This is a genomic window from Kitasatospora sp. NPDC004745 (assembly GCF_042873275.1).
In the GTDB taxonomy this organism is placed as follows: Bacteria; Actinomycetota; Actinomycetes; order Streptomycetales; family Streptomycetaceae; genus Kitasatospora.
Window position 1 is genome coordinate 171,997 of record NZ_JBIALK010000001.1, and the last position, 24,632, is coordinate 196,628.

Genomic DNA, 24,632 nt, shown 5'->3' on the forward strand with positions numbered 1-24,632 from the left:
GTGCGGTGCCCGGCCGTGCGCCGGCTCGCCGGCCCCGTGCGGTCCCACCGGCGTCAGCCCCGGTTCCGGGCCGCGAAGGCGTCGAAGGCGGCCGGGGCGCCGGGGCCGGCCGGGGCACCGGGGGCGGCGTCCTGACGCACCGGGGTGCTGAGCTTCTTGCCGACCTGCTGCACCAGGGTGTGCATGGCCACGGACATCACCTCGGCGTCCACCTCCTGCGAGGCGACCACGGCCAGGTGGGTGCCCTGGGCGGCGGCGATGATGAACAGCCAGCACTCGGCGAGCTCCACGATCACCTGGTGGACGGGCCCGCCGTCGAAGAGCTGGCCGACGCCGCGGGCGAGGCTCTGCTGCCCGGTGGCGACGGCGGCCAGGCGCTCGGCGTCGGCCCGTTCGATGCTGCGGGAGTGGCTGACGACGAGGCCGTCGTCGGAGAGCAGGACGGCGTTCCTGGTCCCGGGCACCGAGTCGACGAGTCCGTCCAGCAGCCAGTCCAGGTCCTGGTGGGTGGCGATCGTGCGGTTCATGACTGGTCATCCGTTCGTGTCGTTCGGGGGTCCGCGGCCGGCAGGGCCCAGGGGGAGGGGCCGGGCGCGGGCGTCGGGGGGCCGGCGGGGTCGGTGGGGGGAGCCGGCGGGGTCGCGGCCCGGGGCAGCGGGTGCTCGCCGCCGTCCTGGGCGCGGGCGGCGCGGGACTGGCGCTGGAAGGCGCCGATCGTCGCACCGGAGCGCCGGACGGGGCGCTGGAACGGGCCCCCGGCGGGGCCGCCGGCCGCTCCGGTGTCCGGTCCGGAGGCCTCGGGGCGGGGCCCGCCGGCCGGGTCGACCCACTCCTGCCGGGGCGGCGGCGGGACGCGCAGCTCGGCGGCCAGACTGGCCTGCCGCACCCGCTGCGGCAGCGGGGCCTGCCCGCCCTCGGCTGGCGAGAGCGGCACCGCGGAGGGGTACTCGCGGCGCCGGCGCTCGGCCAGCCGGTAGTGGTCGGCCGGGCGGTACTGCTCGTCGGCGTAGGGAGCCTCGGCGGCGGTGACCCGGGCGTAGGCGATGTCCGGGTAGGCGGGGGCGTCGTGCGAGGGGGCCCGCCCGGTGGGGGCCTCGGCGGCGGGGGAGCCGTGCTGGACGGGCCGTTCCGCCGACTGCCCGGACGGCCCGAACAGCGGTGCGTCCGCGGCCTCGTCCGGCTGCCCGGCGGACGCGACGGGGAACGGCAGCGGCTCGGCGGCGGGGAGGTCCTCGGGCCGCAGGTACTCGACGTGCCCGAGCGGGTCGGCCGGGGCGTGGTGCGAGACCCCGGAGACCCGGGCGGCCGACGGGTCCTCCTCGAGGTCCGCGGCGTCGTGGGCGGGCCCGGCGGGGGCGTCCGGGACGGCCGGGGCGTCCGCGGCCTCCGGCGGGTGTCCGGGCCGTTCGCCGAACCGCGCCCGGGTCCGCTCGCCGTACTGGGCCCGGCCGAACGCCTGGGCGTGCTCGCCGTCCGCGGCCCGGCCGAGCGGCTGGGCTTGCGGCTGGGCCTGCGCCTCGCCGAACGGCTGTGCCTGGCCGAACGGCCGCGGCTGCGGGCCGTCCTGGGCCAGACCGAAGGGGTCCACCTGCCCGAAGGCGTCCACCGGCCCGGGGGCGTCGGTGCCCCCGAAGGCGTCGACGGGGGCGACCGGCGGCCCGGTCGGGGCCGGCTCCGGCGCCTCGTCGGAGGCCGTCAGCAGGGCCTTGCGCGAGCGCCGCACCAGCGGGATCGGCTCCACCGGGGAGCCCTCGTCCGGCAGGCCCGCGTCGCCGTCGATGACGAGCTCGTCCGGGACGAGCACGACCACCCGGGTGCCGCCGAAGGCCGATGGCCGGAACTCGATCCGCAGCCCGGTGTTGGCGGCGAGCCGGGCGACGACGTGGAAACCGAGCCGGATGTCGTCCGCCCGGGCCAGCACGTCGGTGCGCGGCGGGCGGCTCATCAGCTCGTTGGCCGCGTCGTACTGCTCCGGGTCCATGCCGAGCCCGCGGTCCTCGATCTCGACGGCGAGCCCGCGCCCGACCATCGCGGCCCTGACCTCCACGGGGGTGGGGGGCTTGGAGAACGTGGTGGCGTTCTCCATCAGCTCGGCGAGGACGTGCGCGACCGGGCCGACGGCCCGCTCGGACAGCCACGGGTGCCCCTCGACGTCGAGCAGGATCCGGCGGTAGTCCTGCACCTCGCCCTGGGCGGCGCGCAGCACGTCCAGCAGCGGGACGGGCTTGCGCCAGCGCCGCTGCGGCTGGCCGCCGGCCATGATGACGAGGTTCTCCTCGTAGCGGCGCAGCCGGGCGGTGAGGTGGTCGAGGTCGAACAGGCCCTCCAGGACCTCCGGGTCCTCGTGCCGGCGCTCCAGCTCGTCGAGCTTGCGCAGCTGGCGGCCGATCAGCAGCTGGGTGCGGCGGGCGATGCGCTGCAGCAGCCGTTCGAAGCCGCGGTGCTGCTCGGCCTGCCGGACGGCGGCCTCGACGGCGGCGGACCGGGCCAGGTTGAGCGCCTGGCCGAGCCGGGCCAGCTCGTCGGTGCCGTTGCCGTGCGGGCCGGCGGTGATGCTGCGGCTCTCGGCCTCGGCGTCGACCGGCTCGCCGCGGCCGAGGCGCTCCACCACCTCGGGCAGGGTGCGCTCCATCTCCTCGGCCTGCGTGTGCAGTTCCTTGATGCGGCGGCGCAGCGAGCGGCTGAGGCGCCAGGAGGCGGTGATCACCGCGACGACGGTGATCAGGCCGACCACCGTGGTCAGCACGACCCGGGTGAGCAGGGAGAGGATGGTGCCCTTGCCGACGTCGACGATTCCGCTGGTGCGGGTCTCGATGGCCTTGATCAGTTGCGGGTTGAGCTGGTCCACGGCCTGGCGCCACTGGTCCTGCGCGGCGGGGAGCCTGACGGTGCCGTTGGTCTCGGCGCCGGCGGGCCGGGTGAGCGACTGTTCGACGGCCGTCTTGGCCTGCCAGGCGGGGCTGTTCATCAGGTCGCGCCAGGCGGGCGCCTCGGCGTCCGGGACGTACGGGACGACCTGGACGGTGAAGAGGTGTTCCTGCGCGCCGATGGCCTGCTCGACCTGCTGGTAGTCGGCGGTCGCGAGCCGGCCGGTGGGCCAGCCGCGGGCCAGCAGGGCGTCCTCGCGGGCGAGCATCTCCTTGGCCCAGAAGGCGTTGACCAGGGTCTTGGAGATCCAGGTGACCTCGCCGGTGTCGACGTGGCTGAGCGCGGTGAACAGCCGCAGGTCGACGGCGATCAGGTCGGTGTAGTACGCGAACAGGGACTGCTGGTCGATCGAGCCCCGGTCGACGGCGGCGCGCTGCTCGGCGAGTCGGCCGAGGGCCTGGCGGGCCTCGGCGACGGCGGTGCGGACCTCTTCAGGGGCGTTGTCGGCGGTCTCGCCGGAGAGGGTCTGGAACTGGCGGACCGCGTCGTCGGTCTGCTGGCGCTGGCGGCGCAGCTGGTCGGCGTTGGCGCCGGGCCGGGCGAGCGCCTCGGCGCTGAGCCGGCGCTCCTCCTGGAGGTTGTAGTAGACGATGTTGGACGGCTGGCCGGCCTTCTGCGCGAGCAGTCCCTGGCCGGCCTGGCGCTGGAAGTCGAAGACCGTCTGGCCGCTGGTGACCGCCCACAGGACGGCGAGGGCGACGCTGGGGACGACGGCGAGGACGAGCAACGCCGTCCGCAGTGACAGGCGTGGACGCCTGCGGGGGGCCTTCGGCGTCGGGGGCCGCCGATTCGCACGCGCGCGCAGAGCAGACTCCTTGGGGCTGGCGGCCGGCCGGGTCGGGGCCGGGCCGTCGGGCACGGGCTTTTGACGAGGCGATACTAGTCATACCGTGTGATTGGAGTGAAAGTGTGTTCGCCGTCCGGACGGTCCACGCACACGCTCCCGACACAATGTCACCTGGTCGTTGACCGTGCGCACTCGAAGCATCCCAGTTCGCGGCCTGTTGACAGAGTGTCAGTGCTGGTCACCGCCCTGCGGGTGGACTCCGTGTGAAAACTCTGTGTCGTCACTTTCCGTGCCCGCCCCGCCATCACCCGCGGGGCCGCCCCGGAGAGGGGCCGCCCGCGCGGCTGCGGCACGATGGCGGCCATGACCGGCGAACCCCTGCACATCCCGACCGACGGCCTCCGCCGAGTCCTCGACCTGGCCCTGCGGCACGTGGAGGCCTCGACCGGCGACCGGGTGGCGCTCGACGAGGACTACTTCTGGTCCGTCCCCGGCGGCGAGCTCCACGAGGTGTACGCCGGGCCCCCGGCCCTGACGATCGGACAGCTCTCGGAGTCGTGGCAGCACCTGGAGGCCCTGCTCGCCGACCCGGACCGCGCCGTGGGCCACCACCTGGTCTGGCTCGCCGACGTCCTGCGCGCGATCGGCCGCGCCACCCCCTGACGGCCCGTGGGCTCCCCAGCGCCCCCGCGGGATCCGCACGTCCGGGCGCTCGCGGCGGAGGGGTGATCACCCCTCTCCACTCTCAACGTATAGCGCACGGGGGGTCTTGCGGCAAGGCCCCGGTGGTGCCGCAGAATCGCCGGGTCAAGATCGCTGCCTGGGGGAACGGGAGATTCACGGATGCGCGTGGTGCTGGCGACGTACGGGTCGCGGGGGGACGTCCAGCCGTTGGCCGGACTGGCGGTGCGGCTGCGGGAGCTCGGTGCGCAGGTGCGGGTGTGCGCGCCGCCGGACGAGGAGTTCGCGGCGCAACTGGACGCCGTCGGCGTGGAGATGGTGCCGACCGGCCTCTCGGTGCGCTCGCTGGTGACGGGGCCGCCGCCCGCGTCCTCGGAACTGCCCCGGCGCGCGGCCGACCTGGTCGCGCAGTTCTACGACGCGGTCTCCGCCGGGGCGGGGCCTGGGGACGCGGTGGTGGCGACCGGCCTGTTCCCCGCAGCGGCCGGGGCACGGTCGGCGGCCGAGAAGCTGGGCCTGCGCTACGCCTACCTGGCGCTCCAGCCGACCGTCCTGCCCTCCCCGCACCACCCGCCGTTCCAGTACCCCGGCCGGCCGTACCCGCCGGAGGTGACCGACAACGCGGAGCTGTGGGCGCTGAACGTCGGGACGATGAACGCGCTGTTCGGCGAGGCCGTCAACGGCCACCGGGTGTCGGTGGGCCTGCCGCCGGTGGACAACGTCCGTGACCACGTCCTCACCGCGCGGCCCTGGCTGGCGACGGACCCGGTGCTGGACCCGTGGCGGCAGGCGCCGGGCCTCGACGTCGTGCAGACCGGCGCGTGGATCCTGCCGGACGAACGTCCGCTCCCGGCCGACCTGGTGGCCTTCCTCGACGCCGGCGAGCCCCCGGTGTACGTGGGCTTCGGCAGCATGCCGATGCGCGGCGCGCAGGACGTCGCCGAGGTGGCCGTGGCGGCGGTGCGCGCGCAGGGCCGCCGCGTGGTGATCGCCCGTGGCTGGGCCGAACTGGGCCACGGCGACGGGCGGGACGACTGCTTCGTGGTCGGCGAGGTCAACCAGCAGGCCCTGTTCGGGCGGGTGGCGGCCGCGGTGCACCACGGCGGCGCGGGCACGACGACGACGGCCACCCGGGCGGGTGCGCCCCAGGTGGTGGTGCCGCAGATCGTGGACCAGCCCTACTGGGCGGGCCGGGTGGCCGCGTTGGGCGTCGGCGTGGCCCACGACGGGGCGACGCCGACGATGGAGTCCCTGTCCGCCGCGCTCGGGGAGGCGCTGACCCCGGAGGTGCGGGCCCGGGCCGCCGCCGTGGCCGGCACCGTCCGCACCGACGGAACGGCGGTCGCCGCGGACCTCCTGCTCCGCCCCGGGGCCTGAGCGCCGCGGCGGAGTGGGAAGTCGGCGCGGGGAGGGCACCGCGGCGCGGGCGGGGCTACTCGGTGAGCAGCTTCAGGCCGGAGTCCGGGATCCTGGTGCCGTCCTTGGCGAAGAACTGCCAGGACTGCACCTTCCGGCCCGGCTGCTCGGGCACCACCACGTGGCGGTACGGGGTGTCGCCGACCGGGACCAGCTGCGGTTCGAGGACGGTGCCGTCCGTCCAGGTCACCACGATCCGGCCGACGTTCGGGCCGGCGGTGACGCTGGCCAGCCGGATCGGGAGCGGGCCGGGGGTGCCGTCCTTGCTCCGGGGGCCGATGACGCCGCCCCCGATGTAGTCGCCGTCCCGCGGGTCGAAGTGGGCCGCGTCGGGGAAGCTGCCCTGGGAGTCGTACTTCTGGCGCACCCCGTCCAGCGTGGCGTACGTGTTGACCACGTCCTCCGTGGTCGACCAGTAGTGCTGGACGAAGTCGGTGGTCGGCTTCTCGACGGTCGGGTCGACGGCGTTGCGCTCCTGCCAGACGGCCAAGGCCTGCTCGTACGCCCGCTCCTTCGGGGCGGCCGGCCAGACCGCCTGCCACAGCTTCCACTCCTTGCCGTCGACGGTGCCCTGGCCGATGACCACCCGGACGGGGGTGAACGGGTCCTTCGCGGCGGGCGCGGTCGTCGGGGCCCGATCGGTGGCCGGGGTGGCCCCGGTGCCGGTGGCGGGGCCGGAGTTCGCCGCGACGAGCGGCTGCGGCGCCCCGCCGGGGCCCGGGTGCAGCGTGGCCGTCACGCCGCCGGCCAGCGCCACGGTGGCGGCCAGGGCGAGCGCGCCGACCATGGTGCGCCGGCGGCGCCGGATCCGCCGGCCGCCGGCCATGATGTCCGGCAGCGGGACGGAGCCGATCCTGGCGCCCGTCGCCGCGTCGGCCAGTCCGCGGCCGACCCACGCGTCGGTGCCGTCCGCCGCCGTGCCCGCGCCGAACGCCGCGTTGTCCCCGCCCGTGCTCATACCGCACCTCCGATGCGTGCCATGCCCTTGAGTTCCTTCAGTGCCGCGACCTCGCGCAGCTTGGCTATCCCCTTCGCCGCGTGGCTGCGCACGGCTCCCACCGAGCAGCCCATCGCGACGGCGGCCTGGCTGTCGCTCAGGTCCTCCCAGTGCCGCAGCACCACGGCCTCGCGCTGGCGGGCCGGCAGGGTGGCGAGCGCGGCCAGCAGTTCCCCGCGCTGTTCGGACCGCGCGAAGCCGTCCTCGACGCCGGGCGCGTCCGGCAGGACGTCGACGAGCAGTTCGGGCGGTCGGCGCCGCCAGCGGCGGGCGTGCTGGTTCACCAGGATCCGCCGCACGTAGGCGTACGGGTCCCCGGCCCGGCGGACCTTCGCCCAGGACGCGCAGGCCTTCTCCGCCGCGGACTGCACCAGGTCCTCCGCCGCGTACTGCTCGCCGGCCAGCAGGTAGGCCGTGCGGATCAGGCGTGGCCAGGCCCCGACGATGAAGGCCTGGAACTCCTCGTCCCGGTCGGTCTTCGTTTCTCCCATGAGCACCTCCTCACCCCCCTAGAGCCCGGGGGCGGGGGAAACCGCTTACTCCGGCGCCGGGGCGGGCCGGCGCGGCGTCGGCGGCGGTCCGGGGCCGAACCGGCGTCGGGGCCGGGGCAAGGCGGGGCGGGGTCCTTTCCCGTCCGCCCACCGGACGCGGGAGGAGCGTATCCGGGAACGCGAACGGCCTTCGACGCACGGTGGACACATTCCCGTCACACGGGCGGTCGGCGTCACCTCCGGAGGTGCGGGACGGGCGCCCGAATTGCCCGGGGGGTGGGGCTTCGTGGCGAATTCCCGGGCATGGCCACCTTCTCGTTCTCGACGGTCGCGAGTAAAACTTCGCAAAGAATGCACTCGGCCCGGACCGGCTCCGACCTGCATCTTCAACAAAATGTTGCAGCTCAGGGGCGGGGTGATCACGCTTCGCCATACGGCTGTAACCGGTCGTGTGCAAGCATGTCGGCAATCCGCAGGAGTACGGTTCCGGAGGAATCGCCGGGCGGGGCTCGTGGGTAAGTCGAGCGGCTCGGAGGGATATTCGCCATGCCGTGGACTTTCGTAGCGGGAATAGATGCGACGTATGGGTCAGGAAAAGGGTGGGTCGGGGGATCCGGAGGTCGCCCGCCCCCGGTCGGTCGGATTGGTCGTCGAGGTACTGCGCGGCGTCGCCCAGGTCGATTTCATGCCGTCCGCCGTGTGCGGACTGTTCTTCGTGGCGGCGCTGTTCGCGGCCGGCTGGCGGTACGGCCTCTACGGCCTGCTGGGCAGTGCGGTCGCCACCGGCGCCGCGTACGGCCTCGGGCTGGCGCGGAGCACCGTGGCGGCCGGTCTGCAGGGGTACAACGGGTGCCTGGTGGCCCTGGCGTGCGCGGTGTTCCTCGGACCCGACCACCCGGCGACCGTGCTGGTGGCGGTGGTCGGGGCCGCCGTCGCGGTCGTCGTCACCGCGGGCCTCGGCGCGCTGCTCTCCGGCCGCGGCCTGCCCGCGCTGACCGCGCCGTTCTGCCTGGTCGCCGGTGCGATCACGGTCGCGGCGCCCGGCTTCCGGCGACTCTGGCACGGCGCCGCCGGCCCGGCGGCGCTGCCCGGCCCGGCGACCGGCACGACCGAACTGGGCTGGGAGGAGTTGTGGCAGGGGTTCTTCGCGAACATCGGTCAGGTCTTCTTCATGCCGCAGTGGTACGTCGGCCTGCTGTTCCTGGCCGGCATCGTCGCGGCCGACCGGCTCGCGGGCCTGCTGGCCTGCGCGGGCAGCGCGACGGGCCTGCTCACCGCCTGGGCGCTCGGCGCGCCCGCGGAGGCCGTCGGCCAGGGGCTGTACGGCTACAGCGGGGTGCTGACCGCGATGGCGCTGTGCGGGGTGTTCGTGGCCCGGAGCCGTTGGAGCGCGGCCTACGCCGTGCTCGGCGCGGCCGGCGCCACCGTCCTGACCCCGGCGCTCGCCGCGGCTTCCGCGCCCCTCGGTGGCCACGCCTTCACCTGGCCGTTCGTCCTGACGACCATGCTGTTCCTGGCGGCCGTCCCGGCCGTCCCCCGCCTGCGCAGGGCCTGACCGGCGACCGGCGGGGTCCGACCGCTCGTTCGCCGGGGATCGTCAACGCACCGCCAGCAACGCACCGTCAGCCACACATCTCAGCCACGCCGTCGTTCAGCCGAAGACCTTCGCCCAAGCGCCCGTTCGCCGAAGGCCCGTTCGCCATGGGCCCGTCCGTCCGGGCCGCATCCGGGAAGCGGAAAGGAAGAGTGGTTCCCCGTGAATCTCGCCCCGCGGGAGATGGACAAGCTCTACATCTACGTCGTGGCCGACCTGGCCCGGAAGCGCCGTGAGCGCGGCGTGAAACTGAACTACAGCGAGGCCTGCGCGCTGATCAGCGAGGCGATCATGGAGGGCGCCCGGGACGGCCGCACCGTCGCCGAGTGCATGGAGATCGGCAAGCAGGTCGTCGGCGCCGCGGACGTCATGCCCGGCGTCCGCGAGATGCTGCCGCTGCTCCAGGTGGAGGCGGCGTTCCTGGACGGCACGAAGCTGGTGTCCTGCCACGACCCGGTGGGTGCCTGAGCCATGACCCGACGCCACGCCGCGCCGGCCGCCACCGTGGTGCTGGCCGGCGGGCACGAGAGCGACGGCGGTCGGGACCTGGCCGCCCTGGTGGAGCGCGAGCCCACCGTGCACGCCGCGGCCGCCGTGGGCCGCCCGCTCGCCGAGGCCGTCCGCTCGGCGCTGGCCGCCGCCGACGGCCCGGTCTGCGTCGTCCCGATGACCCTCGGGCGTGACCCGGGGCTGGTCGCCGACGCCGCCCGGGCCCTGCGCTGGCTCGCCGACGGCGAGGTCCGGGGCCGGCTGGCCCTCACCGAACCGTTCGGCGGCCGGGACCACCTGGTCGGCTGGCTGCGGGCCGCGGCCGGTGCGCACGACGCCGACGGCGCCGACGGACCGGGCCCCGGGGGCGCCCTGCTGGTCACCGCTCCGGCGGCCGGGCCGTTCGAGGACGCCGACCTGTTCCGGACCGCCCGGCTGGTCCGCCAGTACGGGCGCCACCGCTGGGTGGAGGTGGCCTTCGCGGGCGGCGACCCGGACCCGGCCGAGGGCGCGGAACGCTGCCGCCTGCTCGGCGCCCGCACCGTCACGGCCGTCCCGGCCTCCTTCGGGCCGGCCCTGCGCGCCGGACTGCCCGGGGTGCGGGACGGCGGGCCGCTGCTGGGGCCGGCCGCGATCGCGGGCGTGGTCGCGGCCCGCACGGCGGCGGCGCTGCACCTGCTGGGCCACGGCGAGGACGGCATCCTGGCCGGCCTCGACGCCGAGCACGGGCACGGCTACGCGCACAGCCACGGGCCGGGCGGCACGCACACCCACGGTCACGGCCCCGGAGGGACCCACGGCCACACCCACACCCACGGCCACCGGCTCCAAGCGCCCGTCCCCGTTCCCGCCGCCGTTCCCGTCCCCTCCGGCGGCCGCCTCCCGGCCCCGCTCCCGCACGGGCACCGCCACGCCCACACCCAGCCCCCACAGCACTGAACCGACAGAGAGGAAGGGCCCGCCATGTCCGGTGGAGCCGCGTACCTGTACGGCGAGGACCCGGTGGAGATCAACGCCGGGCGCGCCAAGGTCACCATCACGGTCAGCAACACGGGCGACCGCGCGATCCAGGTCGGTTCGCACTACCACTTCTTCGAGGCCAACCGGGCCCTCGACTTCGACCGCAACGCCGCCTTCGGCAAGCACCTGGACATCCCGGCCGGCACCGCCGTGCGCTTCGAGCCCGGCGACAGCAAGGACGTCACGCTCGCCGAGTTCGGCGGCCACGGCCGGCTGGTCGGCTTCAGCAATCTCGTCAACGGCGGCATCACCTCCCCCGACACCCGCGCCCGGGCGATCGACCAGGCCCTGGCACGCGGCTTCAAGGGCACCAACCTCGACCTCAAGGAGACCAGCCGCTGATGGCCGTCCTGTCCCGCAAGCAGTACACCGACCTCTTCGGGCCGACCGTCGGCGACCGCTTCCACCTCGCCGACACCAACCTGGTCGTCGAGATCGAGAAGGACTTCAACGAGGGCCACTACGGCGACGAGGCCGTCTACGGCGGCGGCAAGGGCATCCGCGACGGCATGGCCCAGGACCCGGCCGCGACCTCCGTCCAGGGCGCCCTGGACCTGGTGATCACCAACGTCGTGGTGCTGGACGCGGTGCTCGGCGTCGTCAAGGGCGACATCGGCGTCAAGGACGGCTTCATCGCCGCCGTCGGCAAGGCCGGCAACCCGCACACCCAGAGCGGGGTGCACCCCAAACTGGTGATCGGCCCCGGCACCGAGGTGATCTCCGGCGAGCACCTGATCGCCACCGCCGGAGGCATCGACACCCACATCCACTTCATCGCCCCGCAGCAGGTGCAGGAGGCGCTGAGCAACGGCATCACCACGCTGATCGGCGGCGGCACCGGCCCGTCCGACGGCACCAACGGCACCACCTGCACGCCCGGCCCGTGGAACATCGGGCGGATGTACCAGGCGGTCGAGGACCTGCCGGTCAACGTGGGCCTGCTCGGCAAGGGCAACGGCTCGCTGCCGGGCGCGCTGCGCGAGCAGGTCGAGGCGGGCGTCTGCGGCCTCAAGGTGCACGAGGACTGGGGGAGCACCCCGGCCGCGATCGACAGCGCGCTCGGCGTCGCCGACGAGTACGACGTCCAGGTGGCGATCCACACCGACACCCTGAACGAGTCCGGCTTCTTCGAGGACACCCTCTCGGCGATCGACGGACGCACCATCCACACCTTCCACACCGAGGGCGCGGGCGGCGGCCACGCCCCCGACATCATGCGGATCGCCGGCGAGCCCAACGTCCTGCCGTCCTCCACCAACCCGACGCTCCCCTACACCGTCAACTCGGTGGACGAGCTGCTGGACATGGTGATGGTCTGCCACCACCTCAGCCACGACATCCCCGAGGACGTCTCCTTCGCCGACTCCCGGGTGCGCGCCGAGACGATCGCCGCCGAGACCGTCCTGCACGACGAGGGCGTCATCTCGATCTTCTCCTCCGACTCGCAGGCGATGGGCCGGATCGGGGAGTCCTTCACCCGGGCCTTCCAGACCGCCCACCACTGCAAGGACCAGCGCGGAAAGCTCGCCGGCGACACCGCGCGCAACGACAACTTCCGGGTGCTGCGCTACCTCGCCAAGCTCACCATCAACCCGGCCGTCGCCTCCGGCACCGCCGACCACATCGGCTCGCTGGAGCCCGGCAAGCTCGCCGACATCGTGCTGTGGCCGATCAACTCCTTCGGCGCCAAGCCCAAGACGGTGATCAAGGGCGGCGTCATCAACTGGGCCCTGATGGGGGACCCGAACGCCTCGCTGCCCACCCCGCAGCCGGTCTACTACCGGCCGATGTACGGCGCGCTCGGCCGGGCGCGGCAGGCCACCCGGGTCTCCTTCATGTCCCAGGCGGCCGTCGACCTGGGCGTCCCGGACCGGCTCGGCCTGGAGAGCCGGGTCCTGCCGGTGCGGCGCTGCCGCTCGGTCGGCAAGCAGCACATGGTCCGCAACGACGCGCTGCCGAAGATCGCGGTCGACCCGGAGACCTACAAGGTCACCCTGGACGGCGAGCCCGCCACCATCGAGCCGGCCCGCGAACTCCCGCTCAACCACCTGTTCTACCTCACGTGAGCGGCGACCGGCCCCCGGCCGCCGGGGGCCTCGGGTCGCTGCTGGTCAGCCTCCAGCTGACCGACTCCGCCTTCCCCAGCGGCTTCTACACCCTCTCGCACGGCCTGGAGGGCTACGCCCAGGCCAGGGCCGTCACCCCGGACACCCTGCCCGAGCTGCTCGCCGACCTGCTGCGGCACGGCGTCGGCCCGTCCGACGCCACCGCGCTCGCCCTGGCGCACCGCGCGGCCCGGGCCGGGGACTGGGAGCACCTGGCCGAGGTGGACCAGCGGCTGCACGCCACCCGGCTCAACCGCGAGCTGCGGCTGGCCGCCACCCGGACGGGCCGCCAACTCCTCGACATCGCGCGGGAGTCGGTGGGCGGCGAGGCGCTGGAGCGGTACGCCGTGCTGGTCGCCGACAAGCGGGCCCCCGGCTCGCAGGCGGTGGCCGCCGGGGTCGTCTACGCGGCGGCCGACGTGCCGGTCGACCAGGCCGTCGCCAGTGACCTGTTCGCCTTCTGCGCCAGCTTCGTCGGCGCGGCCCTGCGGCTGCGGCTGACCGACCACCGCCGGGCGCAGGTGGTGCTGCGGGCGACGGCGCCGGTGATCGAGGAGACCGTCGCGGCCGCGCTCACCCGGGAACTCGCGGACGTCGGGGGGTGCGTGCCGGTCGCGGACGCGATGTCCGGCCGGCACGAACGGGCCGAGGCCAGGCTGTTCGCCAGCTAGGGCCCCACCCGGGCCCGTCCGGGGGCCGCGGTGCGCGGCGCCGCGCCCCCGGACCGGTCCGACCACATGACCCTGCAGCAGAGGAGGAAGGCATGACCGACAACGTGCTCCGGGTGGGCGTCGGCGGGCCCGTCGGGTCCGGCAAGACGGCGCTGATCGAGGCGCTGGTGCCGGTGCTGATCGAGCGCGGCCACCGCCCGGCCGTCATCACCAACGACATCTACACCCAGGAGGACGCGGAGCACGTGCGCCGGACCCTTGCCGGCGTGCTCGACCCCGAGCGGGTCGTCGGCGTCGAGACCGGGGCCTGTCCGCACACCGCCGTGCGGGACGACCCGACGATGAACCTCGCGGCCGGCGCCGAGATCCTGGAGCGCTTCCCGGACGTCGACACCCTGCTGTACGAGTCCGGCGGCGACAACCTGACCCTGACCTTCAGTCCGGTCCTGGTCGACCTCTTCCTGTTCGTGCTGGACACCGCCGAGGGCGAGAAGATGCCCCGCAAGCGCGGCCCGGGCATCACCGAGTCCGACCTGCTGGTCATCAACAAGATCGACATCGCCCGGTACGTCCGGGCGGACCTCGGCGTCATGGAGGCCGACGCCCACCGGGTCCGCGAGGGCGGACCGGTCGTGCTCACCAACTGCCTGACCGGGCACGGGCTGGAGGAGATCGCGACCTTCCTGGAGACCTTCCGCAAGGTCCCGGCATGACCGTGACCACCGGCGGGGGAGTCCCGGCCCCCGCCGGCGGCCGGTCCGCCCCGCCCGCGCCGCGGCCGCCGGCCCGCCCGGCGGGGCAGGAGCCGCCGGCCGGGCCGGAGCCGCCGGCCGGGCCGGAGCCGCCGGCCGGACGAGGCCGCCCGGTCCGCCCGGTCCGCCCGGCGCGGCGGGACCGGCTGGATCCCGCGCACTACGAGCCGGCCCGCGTCCCGGAGGCCGTCCGCCGGCACGCCGGCACCCCCGACACGCTGGCGGTCGGACGCCCCGGCAAGGTCGGCCTGCTGGAGCTGGCCTTCGAACGGATCGGCGCCCGCACCGAACTCACCGGCCACTACCAGAAGTCGCCGCTGCAGATCATGCGCCCGCTCTACTACGACCCGGCCCGCCCGGACCTCGCCATCACGCTCCTGATGTCCACCGGCGGCGGGATCCTCCAGGCCGACCGGCTCCGCACCGACCTGCGGTGCGGCGCCGACACCGCCACCCACCTCACCACCCAGGCGGCGACCAAGGTCTACCGGATGGAGTTCGACTACGCGACGCAGCTGGTGAACCTGGAGGCCGGCCCGCGCGCCTACGTCGAGTACCTGCCCGAGCCGGTCATCCCCTTCGTCGACTCCCGGCTCTACCAGCGGACCGTGCTCACCGTCGACCCGACCGCCACCGTGCTGGCCGGCGAGACCGTCCTCGCCGGGCGCCTGGCCCGGGGCGAGCGCAACGCCTACCGGGTGTTCGCCTCCGACCTCGAGGTGCGGCGCCCGGACGGCCGGCCGGTCGCCGTCGACACCGTCCGGCTGGAGCCCGCGGCGGCCGGGGTGACCGGCCCGGCGGTGCTGGGCGGGCACGACGTGATGTCGACGCTGTACGCGGTCAGCCCGCTCGCGCCGGCGGCGCTGGTCGCCGACACCCTGCACGGGGCGCTGGCGGACTGCGGTCTGCTGTACGGGGTGAGCGTGCTGCCGCACGACGCCGGGGCCTGGGTGCGCCTGCTCGGCTCGGACACCCGGGCGTGCGCGGCGGCGCTGCGCACGGCCTGGGACGCCGTGCGGCGGCTGCTGATCGGGGCTCCGGCGCCGGCGCTGCGCAAGACCTGACCGGACGGGCCCGGGGGCCCGCCGCCGTCAGGCGGGCTCCAGGCCGTTCGCCAGCCGGGCGATCTGGCGGTGGCTGAGGTCCACGACGCGGCGCATGTGGTGCAGCAGGAAGGCCAGTTCGGCCTCGCTGTCGTCGGCGTAGACGGCCGCCCAGTCGGTGCCCAGGGTGCGCCACACCCGGCCGAAGTGCTCCAGGGCGTTGGGGAGGACGGCGACCAGGACGCGGCGGCGGTCGGCCTCGTCGCGGCGGCGGGCGACCAGGCCGGCCTTCTCCAGGCGGTCGACGAGCCGGGTGGCGGAGCCGCTGGTGAGGCCGGTGAGCTCGGCGATCCGGCCGGTGGTGACCGGGCCGTCCTCCAGGGTGAGCAGGCTGAGGCACTGGACGTCGGTCGGGTGCATGCCGAGGTGGTCGGCGACGGCCTGGTTGAACAGCACGTACGAGGCCAGGTAGCGGCGGGAGGCCGGCCAGAGCTCGGCCATCAGGTCGTCGCGGGTCGTCATGCGGCCAGGGTATCCGGCGGTGACGAAATAAGTTGTGCGGCGCAGAGACTTCCTTCTACATTGTCTGCATGACACAGGTAAACACTGCGCAGCCGCCCCGGCTCCCCGTCGCCGTCACCGGCGCCACCGGCGCCCAGGGCGGTGCCACCGCCCGGGCCCTCCTGCGGGCCGGCCGGCCGGTCCGCGCCCTCACCCGCGACGTCACCTCGCCCGCCGCGCTCCGGCTCGCCGCCCTCGGGGCCGAACCCGTGCGAGCCGACTTCGACGACCCGGACTCGCTCGCCGCCGCCCTCGACGGCGCGGGGGCGCTGTTCGCGATGTCCACCCCCTTCGGCACCGACGTCGACACCGAGGTCCGCCAGGGCGTCGGGCTGCTCGACGCGGCCGCTGCCGCCGGCGTCCGGCACCTCGTCCTGACCTCGGCGAGCAACGCCGACCGCGCCACCGGCATCCCGCACTTCGAGAGCAAGCACCTGATCGAGCGCCACCTCGCCGGTCTCGGCCTGCCGTGGACCGTCCTCGGCCCGGCCGTGTTCCTGGACAACTACGCCAACGGCTGGACGCTCCCGTCCCTGCGCGACGGCTGGTTCCCGCTGCCCATGCCGCCCGGCGCCGCGCTCCCGGTGATCGCCTCCGACACCATCGGTGCCTTCGCCGCCCACGTCCTCGCCCACCCGGACGCGTACGCCGGCCGGCGGGTGGACATCGCCTCGCAGTGGTGCACCGGCGAGCGGATCGCCGCCGCGATCAGCGCGGCGAGCGGGCGGACGGTGCGGTACCGGGAGGTCCCGCTGTCCGTCGTCGAGGGCTACTCCGGCGACCTGGCGGCGATGTTCCGCTACTTCCGGGAGACCGGCCTCGACATCGACACCGAGGCGCTGCACCGCGAGCACCCCGGCATCCACTGGCAGGGCGTCGAGGAGTGGGCCGCCGCCCGCACCTGGGAGCTGTGAGCCGTCACCCGGTCCCCCGGGGGCCCTGGGGTGCACCCTGGCCCGGGAAGAGCAGCTCCGCCGCGCGGTCGAGGACCTCGGCCCGGGTGCGCCCCCCGTGGTCGGCGGCGAGGGAGTGCCGGGCGACGGCCACGCACATGGCGATCAGGCTGCGGGCCTCGACCTCGTCCGGGTCGGTGCAGAGGGAGCCGATCACCTCGCGCAGCAGGTCCATCCGCCGGTTGTCGACCCGGCGCAGGCGCTCGGCGACGGCCTCGTCCCGCCGGGCCCAGTCCCGGACGGCGAGGTCGAGCGGCAGCAGGCGCTCGCCGGAGAAGGTGAGCGCGCCGGCGCGCCGGGCCCTGGTCCGCGGGTCGCCGCCCTCGCGCTCGACCCGGTCGACGACCTCGTCGGTGCTCTCCCGCTCCCAGGTGTCCAGCATCTCGGCGAGCAGGGCCTCGCGGTCGGCGAAGTGCCCGTAGAACCCGCCCTTGGTGACGCCGAGCCGCTTGGCCAGGGGTTCGACCCGGACGGCGTCCGGGCCGCCCGCGGCGAGGGCCCGCAGCCCTTCCTCCACCCATGCCCCGCGCGGTGTGCGAGCAGTGCCCACGATGTGACCCGCCTCACTCGTCCGGTGAATATACGGCACCGTATATTCGGCCTAGCCTCGATGTGTACGCCAGCGTATACAAAGGGGGGCGAAGCCATGAGGCTTCCGACGACGGCACACACCGGACGGCCGTGGCGCATCCACGGCTTCGCGGCAGACTTCCGGGTCGAGGACGTCTGGTCCTACCGCACACCCGGCGCCGGGCCGGACGACTTCCCGGTCATGCTCGCCGCCCTGCGGGCCGGCACCGGCGGCCGCCGGCCGCTGCCCGTCCGGGCCCTCTTCGCGGCCCGCCGCGGCCTCGGTGCGCTGCTCGGCTGGGACCGGCCCGACGCCGGCCCCGGCCGAGCGCTCCCCACCCTGCGCGACCGGCTGCCGGACGGCCTGCGCGCCACCGCCGACCCCGCCCGCGACGACGGCCTGCCGCTCACCCCGGTCTACGAACTCCCCGACGAGGCCGTCCGCGAGGTGGCCAACCGGACGGTCCACGCCCTCATGCACCTCGGCTGGGTGCCGACCGGCGACGGCGGCCACGAGCTGCGGATGGCCGTCCTGGTCAAGCCCCGCGGCCGCCTCGGCCGCCGCTACATGGCCCTCATCGCACCGTTCCGCCACCTCGTCGTCTACCCCGCCCTGACCCGCCAGTGGGAGCGCGCCTGGCGCGACCGCCCCCGGCCACCCGCCCGCGGCTGAGGCACGCCCGGGGCGTATCGTCGCCGGATGGCCCTCAGGACACCGCGCGCCCTCCACGTCGACGGCCGCGACTACCGCTGGGTGGTGCGGCACCTGGACGCCGACCACGTGGCCGTCCGGGTCTGGCCCGACGGGCCCGGGCGCGCGCCCCGCCCGCTCGAGGTCGTCCGCCGCTTCGACGACCCCTGGCTCAACTTCGGGGTGCTGCTCACCGCCCCCGCGGAGCGGATCGCCGAGGTCTTCCAGCTGGACCCGGTCACCCCCGCCCTCGCCGCCGACCTGGTCCGCGCGGCCCTGGCCGCCGGCTGGCGCCCCGAGGAGCCCGGCCCGGTGCTGCGCCTCGTCATGCACGGCGACCGGGCGGACTTCACGCTCACCCCTCCCGCGTGAGCAGGGCCGCCACCTGGAGCCCCGCCTCGGCGGCGCCCCGCACGTAGGGGCTGGGGTCCTCGCCCGCCGCCCGCCGCAGGGCCGCGACGGTCTCCCGGCGGCCCGGCCACTGCCAGGCGAGCATGGTCAGTGCCTGGCCGCGCACCTCGGGGCTCGGGTCCTCGGCGGCGCAGCCGCGGACCACCGCCTCGCCCTCCTCTCCGGCCAGCACCGCGAGACTGCTGAGCGCCTCGCAGCGGACCTCCTGGTCCGGGTCCGCGCGGGTGCGGGCGCGGAGGAAGGGGACCGCCTCCGGGCGCCGCCCGCCGAGTTCGGCCAGCAAGCCCAGGGCGGTGGTGCGCAGCCGGGTGGAGTACGGGTCCACCGCGGCCCGGTGGAGCAGGTCGACGGTCTCCGGCGCCCCGGGCCGTCGGGCGGCGAGCGCCTGCAGCGCGTGGCGCCGCGCGGCCTCCCCCGGATCGTGCTCCGCCCGGTCGATCAACACCTCCACCACGGAAGGGTGTTCGGGCCACCCGGCGGCCAGTTCACGGATCGCGGTGGCGCGCACCGAGTCGTCCGGGTCGCCGGCGGCCCGCGCCAGCAGCAGCGCCGGGGCCTCGGCGCGCAGCGCCCGGGAGCGGGCCACGCCCTCGATCGCGCTGGAGCGCACGTTCGGGCTGGGGTCGTCGGTCATCCGCTCGCGCAGCACCCGCAGCACGTCCGGGTCCTCGCAGCCGTCCAGGGTCAGCTGGCGCAGGGCCAGTTGGCGGGGGTAGTCGGCCGGGTCGCGGGCGATCCGGTCGAGCAGCAGCGGGAGCACGCCCGGGTGGTGCAGCCAGCGGCCGGCCAGGTTGCGCAGTGCGGTGGCCCGGACCGAGGCCGGCGCGTGCACGGCCTGGTCGAGGGCCAGCGGCAGGACGTCGGGGTGCTCGGGCCGGTGCTGGACGAGCAGGTTCAGCGCGACCTCGCGCGGGAAGCGGTCCGGATCCCCGGCGGCCCGCTCGAACAGCAGCGGCAGCACGTCCGGGTGCTCGGACCAGCGGCGGGCGAGTTCGGTGAGGGCGGCGGAGCGCACCGTCGACGAGGCGTCGAGGACGGCGGCCGACAGCAGCAGCGGCAGCACCTCCGGGTGCCCGGGCCAGTGCGTGGCCAGCCGGACCAGTGCGGCCTCCCGGGTGAGGCTGTCGCGGTCGCGGACGGCCCGCTCGCGCAGGACGGCGAGGACCTCGTCGCGGGTGTTCCAGTGCTGGGCCAGTGCGGTCAGGGCCACGGTGCGCAGGTAGCCGTCCGAGCTGGTCTCGGCGTGGCCGAGCAGCAGCGGCAGCACCGCCGGGTGCTCGGGCCAGCGCTTCGCCACCTCGTTGACCACGGTGTAGCGGTCCAGCGAGACGCCGTCGTCGACGAGCCGCAGCAACAGCGGCAGCACCTCGGGCCGTCCGTGCCAGCGCTGGGCCAGGGCGGACACCGCGGAGGCCCGGCTGCCGGACTTGAGCCCGTGGACGGCGAGCGCCAGCGCCGGCCGCACGTCGTCGTGCAGCGTGCAGGCGACGGTGGTGGCGTCCTCGGCCAGCGGCAGGAACTGGCCGCGCAGGCGGAACCAGCGCAGGTAGCGCTCCCGCCCGGACCACCCGGCGCCGAAGCCGGCCAGCGCCGTCAGCGCGGCGAGCAGCGGATTGCTCCCGGGGTGCCCGGCCGCGCCGGTCAGGGCGGCGGTCATGCCGTCGATCGCCCGGTCGCTCTGCGCGGTCAGCAGGCCGATCTTCCGGACCTCGGCCAGCGCACGGATCGCCAGGACCAGCGAGGCGGCGTCCCCCCGGTCGAGCAGGTGGTCGACCACCCGGCCGGCGTCCGCCTCGCTCAGCTCGTTGACGACCAGCAGCAGCACCTCGTGCCAGGTCGGGTCGTCGACCCGGCGGGCGAACACCTCCTCGATCAGCTCCTGCGGCGTCCACTCCCGGTCGACCGTGTAGCGGCGGACGACGTCGGCGGCCGCCAGGTACTCCAGGAACGCCCGGTGCACGAAGCCGTACACCTCGCCGCCGTACCGCGCCAGGATGAAGTTGCGCTCCCGCAGCTGGTCGCGCAGTGCCCGGGCGGCCGCCAGGCACTGGTGGGCGGGCAGGCCGAACTGGGCGAAGTAGTCGCGGAAGACCGTCTCCAGGTCGTCGGCGTGGATGTGGTTGCCCGCGATGCCGCCGATGCCCTCCTGCATCCGCCGGGCCAGCAGGCGCAGCAGTTCCAGGAGTTCGCGGTCGTCGAGCAGGTCGAGGGCCTCGGCGGCGGCGGGGGTCAGCGGGGCGCGCAGGTGCTTGGTGTCGCGGTCCAGGTGGGCGACGAGCACCCGGACGGCGTGCTCGTAGACGCCCCGGCGGTCCCGGGGCAGGGTCTGGCGCCGGCCGATGATCGCGAGGATGGTCAGCAGCAGCGGGTTGCCGGCGAGTTCGCGGATCGGCCGGGACGCCTCGACCGCGCCGCCGATCCGCTCGACCAGCCGGGCGGCGAGCTGCGGGTCGCTCGGGCAGGCGATGGCGTACCAGCGGCGGGCGAAGGCGGTGATCCGGACGGGGTCGAGGTCCTGCAGCATCAGGTGGGTGAAGCCGGCGCCGCCGAGGGTGGCGCGCTGGTAGCCGATGACCCGGGAGGTGACCACGACGCGGATCCGGTCGTAACGGGCGGCGAAGGCGGCGATCCGCTCCGCGGTGGCGGCGCGCGTCCCCGGGTCGAACAGCTCGTCCAGGCCGTCGAAGACGACCACGGCCCGCCCCTCGGTGAGCAGCCGGCGCAGTTCGGGGCCGGGGACGGACATCCCGGTGGTGCGGTGGCGGTGGTCCAGGAAGTCCTCGAAGGTGCGCTCGCGCCACTGCTCCTCGGCGTACTGGCGCAGTTCGACCACCAGGGGCAGCCGGCCGGCGAGCCGGGCGAGCGGTCCGGAGTCGTCGCCCCGGGTGAGGGCGAGCGCGAGGTAGCGGGCCACCGTCGACTTGCCGGAGCCCGGGTCGCCGAGCAGCACGACCCGTTCGCCGCGCGGCCCGGCGAGGACGTCGAGCACGTCCTCGCTCGGGCGGCTCAGGTACCCGGTGCGCAGCCGTTCGACGGTGGACTGCCGCAGGCCCGGCGGGAGTTCGTCCTCCGCGGTGGTCTGCTCGCCGTTCGCGAGCAGGCGCTGCACCAGCTCGCGCGGGAGCTCGACCGGGGGCGGGTCCTCCCGCACCTGCGGGGTGACGAACACCTCGCGCAGCTCCACCACCGGGTGCTCGCCCTGCTCGGAGAGCGGGGTGAGCACCTCCAGGTCCAGCCGCCCGAACGTCTCCCGCACCCGGCGTGCGTACCCGGCGCAGGCGGCGGCCAACGACTCGGCGGTGACCGGGCGTTCGCCGGTGCCACCGCCCTGGTGGACCGTCCCGGCCTGGATGAGGTCGCCGTGCACGACCACGGCGTCCGCCCGGTTGTTCGTCGTCCGATCAGGTTCCCCGCCCATCCGGTCAGGGTAGCCGCCGGTGCCGGTCAGGGCAGGCGTCGCACGAACCGCCGCTGCCACGGGGTCTCCACGGCGTGGCGGTCGTAGTGGTCGCGCACGTACCGGACGGCCTCGGCGGGCGGCACGCCGTCGAGGACCGCGATGCGGGCCAGCGCGGTGCCGGTGCGGCCGCGGCCGCCGGCGCAGCCGACCTCGACGCGTTCGGTCGCCGACCGCTCCCAGGCCTCGCGGAACGCGGCCGCGGCGTCGGCGCGGTCGGCGGGCAGCCGGAAGTCGGGCCAGCGCACCCACCGGCTCTCCCAGGTGACGGGGCGCGGCGGGCGGCCCAGCAGGTGGAGGGCGAAGTCGGGGTGCGGGCCCGGCGGCAGCGGGCGGCTCAGGGCGCGGCCGCGCAGCAGCCGCCCGGAGGGCAGCCGCAGGACGCCGGGGGCGGTCGGGTCCCAGGTGGTCGGTCCGGTCACGGCGTTCCTCGGGGTCGGCGGCGGGGTGGCGGTCAGGGCCTCGGCGGGCGGGTGGTCAGGGTGGCGGTCAGGGCCTCGGCGGGCGGGTGGTCAGGAGGCCACGTGCAGGGCCGGGGAGCCCGGCATCCCCGCGCGGTGCGCCAGCGCCGCCGCCTCGCCGCGCGAGGAGACGCCCAGCTTGGCCAGGATGTTGGCGACGTGGAACTTCACCGTCGACTCGCTGATGTGCAGCGCCGCGGCGATGTCCCGGTTGCGGCGGCCGTGCGCCAGCTGGTCGAGCACCTCCAGCTCGCGCGGCTGGAGCCCGTCCAACGGGTCGCCCGCGACCGGCTGCCCGGGGAGGGCGAGCGGCAGGTCGACCGTCACCGTGGTGCCCCAGCCGGCGACCGCCTCGACGGCGCAGGTCCCGCCCAGTGCGGCGATCCGGTCGGCGGTGCGGTGGACGGCGAGCGCGTCGGCGGCGAGCAGCCCCGGGCCGTCGTCGCGCACCACCGCGCGCAGCGTGTCACCGCTGAACCGCCAGCTCACGTGCAGCCTGCTCAGCCCCTCCTGCTCCAGCATGACCAGCACCGCCGCCCGGACGGCCTCCCGGGCGGTGTGGGCGGTGTCCGCCGGCACGGACCGGTCCGCCTCCACCGGCGGCGCCACCTCCAGCCGCACCCCGGTGTGCCGCAGCAGCGGCCGCAGCTCCCGGTCGAGCCGGGCGAACGCGGCGTCGGCGCTCTGCTCGCTCAGGGCGCGGTCCAGGTCCGCGCCGCGGCGCAGGTCCAGCAGGGCCGTCACCGCGAGTTCGGTGGCGCTGCGGCGCGCCGTGGCGTCGTCCAGCGCGGCCGAGCGCAGCGGCGCCAGGACGGCGGTGAGCGCCGCGCTGTGCATGCCGGTGAACTCGGCGATCGCCCGGGCCCGGGCCGCGGCCGAGGCGCGGGAGACCGCGGCGTGCTTGGGGGCGGCGTCGACGGCCCGGTGGTCGCCGTGGGTGACGACCAGCTCCCACAGCTGCTGGAGCAGGGCCAGCGCCCCCTCGGGGACCGGCTCGGCGCTCTCCCGGACCAGCACCAGCAGCGCGCTGCCGCCGCCCTCCGGGGCCGCCGCGGCGACCACCACCGGCCGCCGCCGGCCCGCCAGTTCGGCCTCGCCCTGCCAGGGGCGGCCGGTCGCGGTGGTCGCGGCGACCGCCCCGGCCAGCCGGTCCAGCTCCACGCTGCCGACGGCCCCGGCCAGTTCGGGCGGGCCGTGGGTGTACGCGGGGGAGACCGTGCAGACGCCGCTGAGCTGGGCGACCGCCACGTGCGGCACGAGCGTGGCGAGCACCTCGGAGAGGCGGTGCAGGAGCTCCGGCCGCGGGGTGCGCAGCACCTCGACGGCGCGCGCCAGGGCGTCCTCCGGGCGGCCCCAGTCCCGCTGCCGTCGTGCGTCCGCGTGCCGTCCGTCGGTTCCGTCCATGCCGTCGAGCCTACGGGCTGCCGGCCGGTCCGCGCCTGGCCGTTCGGCCGGGTGGAACCGGCCGAACGGCGGGCCCGGGCCGCCGCCGTCCGCGCCGCAGGATGGAACGGTCGGAGCGACCGACCACACCGGACCACGAGGACCTTCCATGACCAAGGCGATCGCCTTCCCCGAGTACGGCGGCGCGGACGTGCTGCGCCCGATCGACGTCGAACTGCCCGCCCCGGGCCCCGGCCAGGTCCTGGTCGAGGTCCGCGCGGCGGGCTTCAACCCGCTCGACCACAAACTGCGCAGCGGCGCCGTCCGGGAGTTCTTCCCGGTCGCCCTCCCGGCCGTGCCCGGATTCGAGGTGGCGGGCGTGGTCGCGGCGGTCGGCGCGGACGTCACCGCCTGGGCGCCCGGCGACGAGGTGTTCGGCGCGCTGATGGGCGGCGGCCACGCCGAGCGGGCGCTCGTCGAGGCCGCGCTGCTGGCCCGCAAGCCCGCCTCGCTGGACTGGGCGCAGGCCGCGGCGATCCCGGTCGCCGCGGAGACCTCCGAGCGGGCGCTGGACGTGCTGGGCGTGCGCGCCGGGGAGACGCTGCTGGTGCACGGCGCGGCCGGCGGCGTCGGCACCCTGCTGCTGCAGTTCGCCCGGGCCCGCGGGATCGCCGTGATCGGCACCGCCGGCCCGGCCAACCACGCCTACCTGGCCGAACTCGGCGCCGTCCCGGTGGCCTACGGCGAGGGGCTGGCCGAGCGGGTGCGGGCGCTCGCCCCGGGCGGGGTGGACCGGGTGCTGGACCTGGCCGGACTGGGCGGGGTGCTGCCGCTCTCCGTCGAGCTGGCCGGCTCCGCCGAACGGGTGCTCACCATCGCGGACTTCGCCGGCGCGGCCGAGCACGGGGTCCGCATCACCACGGGGGACGAGGGCGTGCCCTACCACCAGCGCGCCTACGCCGCCGCGCTCGCGCTGCACGAGGCCGGCACGCTGCGGCTGCCGCTGCACCGGGTGCTCCCGCTGGCGGAGGCCGCCGAGGCCCACCGGATCAGCGAGCAGGGCCACCTGCGCGGCAAGATCGTGCTCACGGTCTGACGCATCGCCACCGCCGGAGCCGTCCCGGCTGGACTCCCCGGCGTGCCGCCCAACTGTGCGCCTTGCCAGGAAATC

General features: G+C 75.7%; 23 protein-coding genes. 14 read left to right on the forward strand and 9 right to left on the reverse strand.

Features of this window, described 5'->3' with window-relative positions; genetic code table 11:
• Positions 1-53 precede the first annotated feature (53 nt).
• A complete protein-coding gene (locus tag ACFYUY_RS00590; RefSeq protein WP_360205029.1) occupies positions 54-527 on the reverse strand; it encodes a roadblock/LC7 domain-containing protein in 474 nt (157 codons plus the stop codon).
• Positions 524-3,655 carry a nitrate- and nitrite sensing domain-containing protein gene (locus ACFYUY_RS00595; RefSeq protein ID WP_387896773.1) on the reverse strand — a complete coding sequence of 1,044 codons (3,132 nt, stop codon included), beginning with the start codon at positions 3,653-3,655 and terminating at the stop codon, positions 524-526. The genes ACFYUY_RS00590 and ACFYUY_RS00595 overlap by 4 nt, the downstream gene beginning before the upstream one ends.
• A gap of 423 nt (positions 3,656-4,078) precedes the next feature.
• Between ACFYUY_RS00595 and ACFYUY_RS00600 the strand changes: the two genes are divergently transcribed.
• Together ACFYUY_RS00600 and ACFYUY_RS00605 are read left to right on the forward strand one after the other, a co-directional pair.
• Complete coding sequence (locus ACFYUY_RS00600; protein ID WP_360205033.1) at positions 4,079-4,378, forward strand: hypothetical protein; 300 nt, start codon at positions 4,079-4,081, stop codon at positions 4,376-4,378.
• Between the two features lie 180 nt (positions 4,379-4,558).
• Positions 4,559-5,773: a glycosyltransferase gene (locus ACFYUY_RS00605; RefSeq protein ID WP_387896775.1), complete on the forward strand. Its 1,215-nt coding sequence runs from the start codon at positions 4,559-4,561 to the stop codon at positions 5,771-5,773.
• 55 nt (positions 5,774-5,828) lie between these two features.
• Here ACFYUY_RS00605 and ACFYUY_RS00610 read toward each other — a convergent pair whose 3' ends face one another.
• Together ACFYUY_RS00610 and ACFYUY_RS00615 are read right to left on the reverse strand one after the other, a co-directional pair.
• Positions 5,829-6,770 carry a hypothetical protein gene (locus tag ACFYUY_RS00610; RefSeq protein ID WP_387896776.1) on the reverse strand — a complete coding sequence of 314 codons (942 nt, stop codon included), beginning with the start codon at positions 6,768-6,770 and terminating at the stop codon, positions 5,829-5,831.
• A complete protein-coding gene (locus ACFYUY_RS00615; protein ID WP_360205041.1) occupies positions 6,767-7,300 on the reverse strand; it encodes a SigE family RNA polymerase sigma factor in 534 nt (177 codons plus the stop codon). Before ACFYUY_RS00615 ends, ACFYUY_RS00610 begins: the two co-directional genes overlap by 4 nt.
• A 583-nt stretch (positions 7,301-7,883) precedes the next feature.
• On the opposite strand from ACFYUY_RS00615, the gene ACFYUY_RS00620 reads away from it, so the two are divergent.
• The 8 genes from ACFYUY_RS00620 to ACFYUY_RS00655 all read left to right on the forward strand — a co-directional run bounded on the left by ACFYUY_RS00620 (position 7,884) and on the right by ACFYUY_RS00655 (position 14,995).
• Positions 7,884-8,855, forward strand: coding sequence for an urea transporter (locus tag ACFYUY_RS00620; RefSeq protein WP_387896777.1), 972 nt, complete (start codon positions 7,884-7,886; stop codon positions 8,853-8,855).
• Between the two features lie 201 nt (positions 8,856-9,056).
• Complete coding sequence (locus ACFYUY_RS00625) at positions 9,057-9,362, forward strand: urease subunit gamma (RefSeq protein WP_387896778.1); 306 nt, start codon at positions 9,057-9,059, stop codon at positions 9,360-9,362.
• A 3-nt stretch (positions 9,363-9,365) separates the two neighbouring features.
• Complete coding sequence (locus tag ACFYUY_RS00630; RefSeq protein ID WP_387896780.1) at positions 9,366-10,322, forward strand: cobalamin biosynthesis protein CbiX; 957 nt, start codon at positions 9,366-9,368, stop codon at positions 10,320-10,322.
• 24 nt (positions 10,323-10,346) lie between these two features.
• The gene (locus tag ACFYUY_RS00635; protein WP_360205052.1) at positions 10,347-10,745 is read left to right on the forward strand and encodes an urease subunit beta; all 399 of its coding nucleotides are present in this window, start codon (positions 10,347-10,349) and stop codon (positions 10,743-10,745) included.
• The gene (gene ureC, locus ACFYUY_RS00640) at positions 10,745-12,469 is read left to right on the forward strand and encodes an urease subunit alpha (RefSeq protein ID WP_360205054.1); all 1,725 of its coding nucleotides are present in this window, start codon (positions 10,745-10,747) and stop codon (positions 12,467-12,469) included. Before ACFYUY_RS00635 ends, ureC begins: the two co-directional genes overlap by 1 nt.
• Positions 12,466-13,179 carry an urease accessory protein UreF gene (locus ACFYUY_RS00645; protein ID WP_387896782.1) on the forward strand — a complete coding sequence of 238 codons (714 nt, stop codon included), beginning with the start codon at positions 12,466-12,468 and terminating at the stop codon, positions 13,177-13,179. Before ureC ends, ACFYUY_RS00645 begins: the two co-directional genes overlap by 4 nt.
• 92 nt (positions 13,180-13,271) lie before the next feature.
• Positions 13,272-13,892, forward strand: a complete 621-nt coding sequence (ureG, locus tag ACFYUY_RS00650; RefSeq protein WP_360205059.1) for an urease accessory protein UreG — start codon at positions 13,272-13,274, stop codon at positions 13,890-13,892.
• Positions 13,889-14,995 carry an urease accessory protein UreD gene (locus ACFYUY_RS00655; protein WP_387896784.1) on the forward strand — a complete coding sequence of 369 codons (1,107 nt, stop codon included), beginning with the start codon at positions 13,889-13,891 and terminating at the stop codon, positions 14,993-14,995. The genes ureG and ACFYUY_RS00655 overlap by 4 nt, the downstream gene beginning before the upstream one ends.
• Before the next feature lie 27 nt (positions 14,996-15,022).
• On the opposite strand, the gene ACFYUY_RS00660 is transcribed toward ACFYUY_RS00655, so the two are convergent.
• Positions 15,023-15,496, reverse strand: a complete 474-nt coding sequence (locus ACFYUY_RS00660) for a MarR family winged helix-turn-helix transcriptional regulator (RefSeq protein WP_387896785.1) — start codon at positions 15,494-15,496, stop codon at positions 15,023-15,025.
• A 68-nt stretch (positions 15,497-15,564) separates the two neighbouring features.
• Between ACFYUY_RS00660 and ACFYUY_RS00665 the strand changes: the two genes are divergently transcribed.
• Positions 15,565-16,449 (forward strand): NmrA family NAD(P)-binding protein, encoded by an 885-nt coding sequence (locus tag ACFYUY_RS00665; RefSeq protein ID WP_360205067.1) that lies wholly within the window; start codon positions 15,565-15,567, stop codon positions 16,447-16,449.
• A gap of 4 nt (positions 16,450-16,453) precedes the next feature.
• On the opposite strand, the gene ACFYUY_RS00670 is transcribed toward ACFYUY_RS00665, so the two are convergent.
• Positions 16,454-17,038: a TetR/AcrR family transcriptional regulator gene (locus tag ACFYUY_RS00670; RefSeq protein ID WP_360205069.1), complete on the reverse strand. Its 585-nt coding sequence runs from the start codon at positions 17,036-17,038 to the stop codon at positions 16,454-16,456.
• A 96-nt stretch (positions 17,039-17,134) separates the two neighbouring features.
• Here ACFYUY_RS00670 and ACFYUY_RS00675 point away from each other — a divergent pair, with 96 nt between their 5' ends.
• Both ACFYUY_RS00675 and ACFYUY_RS00680 read left to right on the forward strand, forming a co-directional pair.
• Positions 17,135-17,731 (forward strand): DUF2867 domain-containing protein, encoded by a 597-nt coding sequence (locus ACFYUY_RS00675; RefSeq protein ID WP_387896786.1) that lies wholly within the window; start codon positions 17,135-17,137, stop codon positions 17,729-17,731.
• Between the two features lie 27 nt (positions 17,732-17,758).
• Positions 17,759-18,121, forward strand: a complete 363-nt coding sequence (locus ACFYUY_RS00680; RefSeq protein ID WP_360205075.1) for a hypothetical protein — start codon at positions 17,759-17,761, stop codon at positions 18,119-18,121.
• Here the strand turns inward: ACFYUY_RS00680 and ACFYUY_RS00685 are convergent.
• From ACFYUY_RS00685 to ACFYUY_RS00695, 3 genes are all read right to left on the reverse strand, one after another.
• On the reverse strand, positions 18,105-21,578 hold the full coding sequence (locus ACFYUY_RS00685; protein WP_387896788.1) for a HEAT repeat domain-containing protein: 3,474 nt from the start codon (positions 21,576-21,578) through the stop codon (positions 18,105-18,107). The two genes, ACFYUY_RS00680 and ACFYUY_RS00685, sit on opposite strands and share 17 nt — an antisense overlap.
• Before the next feature lie 26 nt (positions 21,579-21,604).
• Complete coding sequence (locus ACFYUY_RS00690) at positions 21,605-22,039, reverse strand: protein phosphatase (protein ID WP_387896790.1); 435 nt, start codon at positions 22,037-22,039, stop codon at positions 21,605-21,607.
• A 90-nt stretch (positions 22,040-22,129) separates the two neighbouring features.
• Positions 22,130-23,482: a LuxR C-terminal-related transcriptional regulator gene (locus ACFYUY_RS00695; RefSeq protein WP_387896792.1), complete on the reverse strand. Its 1,353-nt coding sequence runs from the start codon at positions 23,480-23,482 to the stop codon at positions 22,130-22,132.
• A 148-nt stretch (positions 23,483-23,630) separates the two neighbouring features.
• On the opposite strand from ACFYUY_RS00695, the gene ACFYUY_RS00700 reads away from it, so the two are divergent.
• Positions 23,631-24,557, forward strand: a complete 927-nt coding sequence (locus ACFYUY_RS00700) for an NADP-dependent oxidoreductase (RefSeq protein ID WP_360205085.1) — start codon at positions 23,631-23,633, stop codon at positions 24,555-24,557.
• Positions 24,558-24,632: the final 75 nt, after the last annotated feature.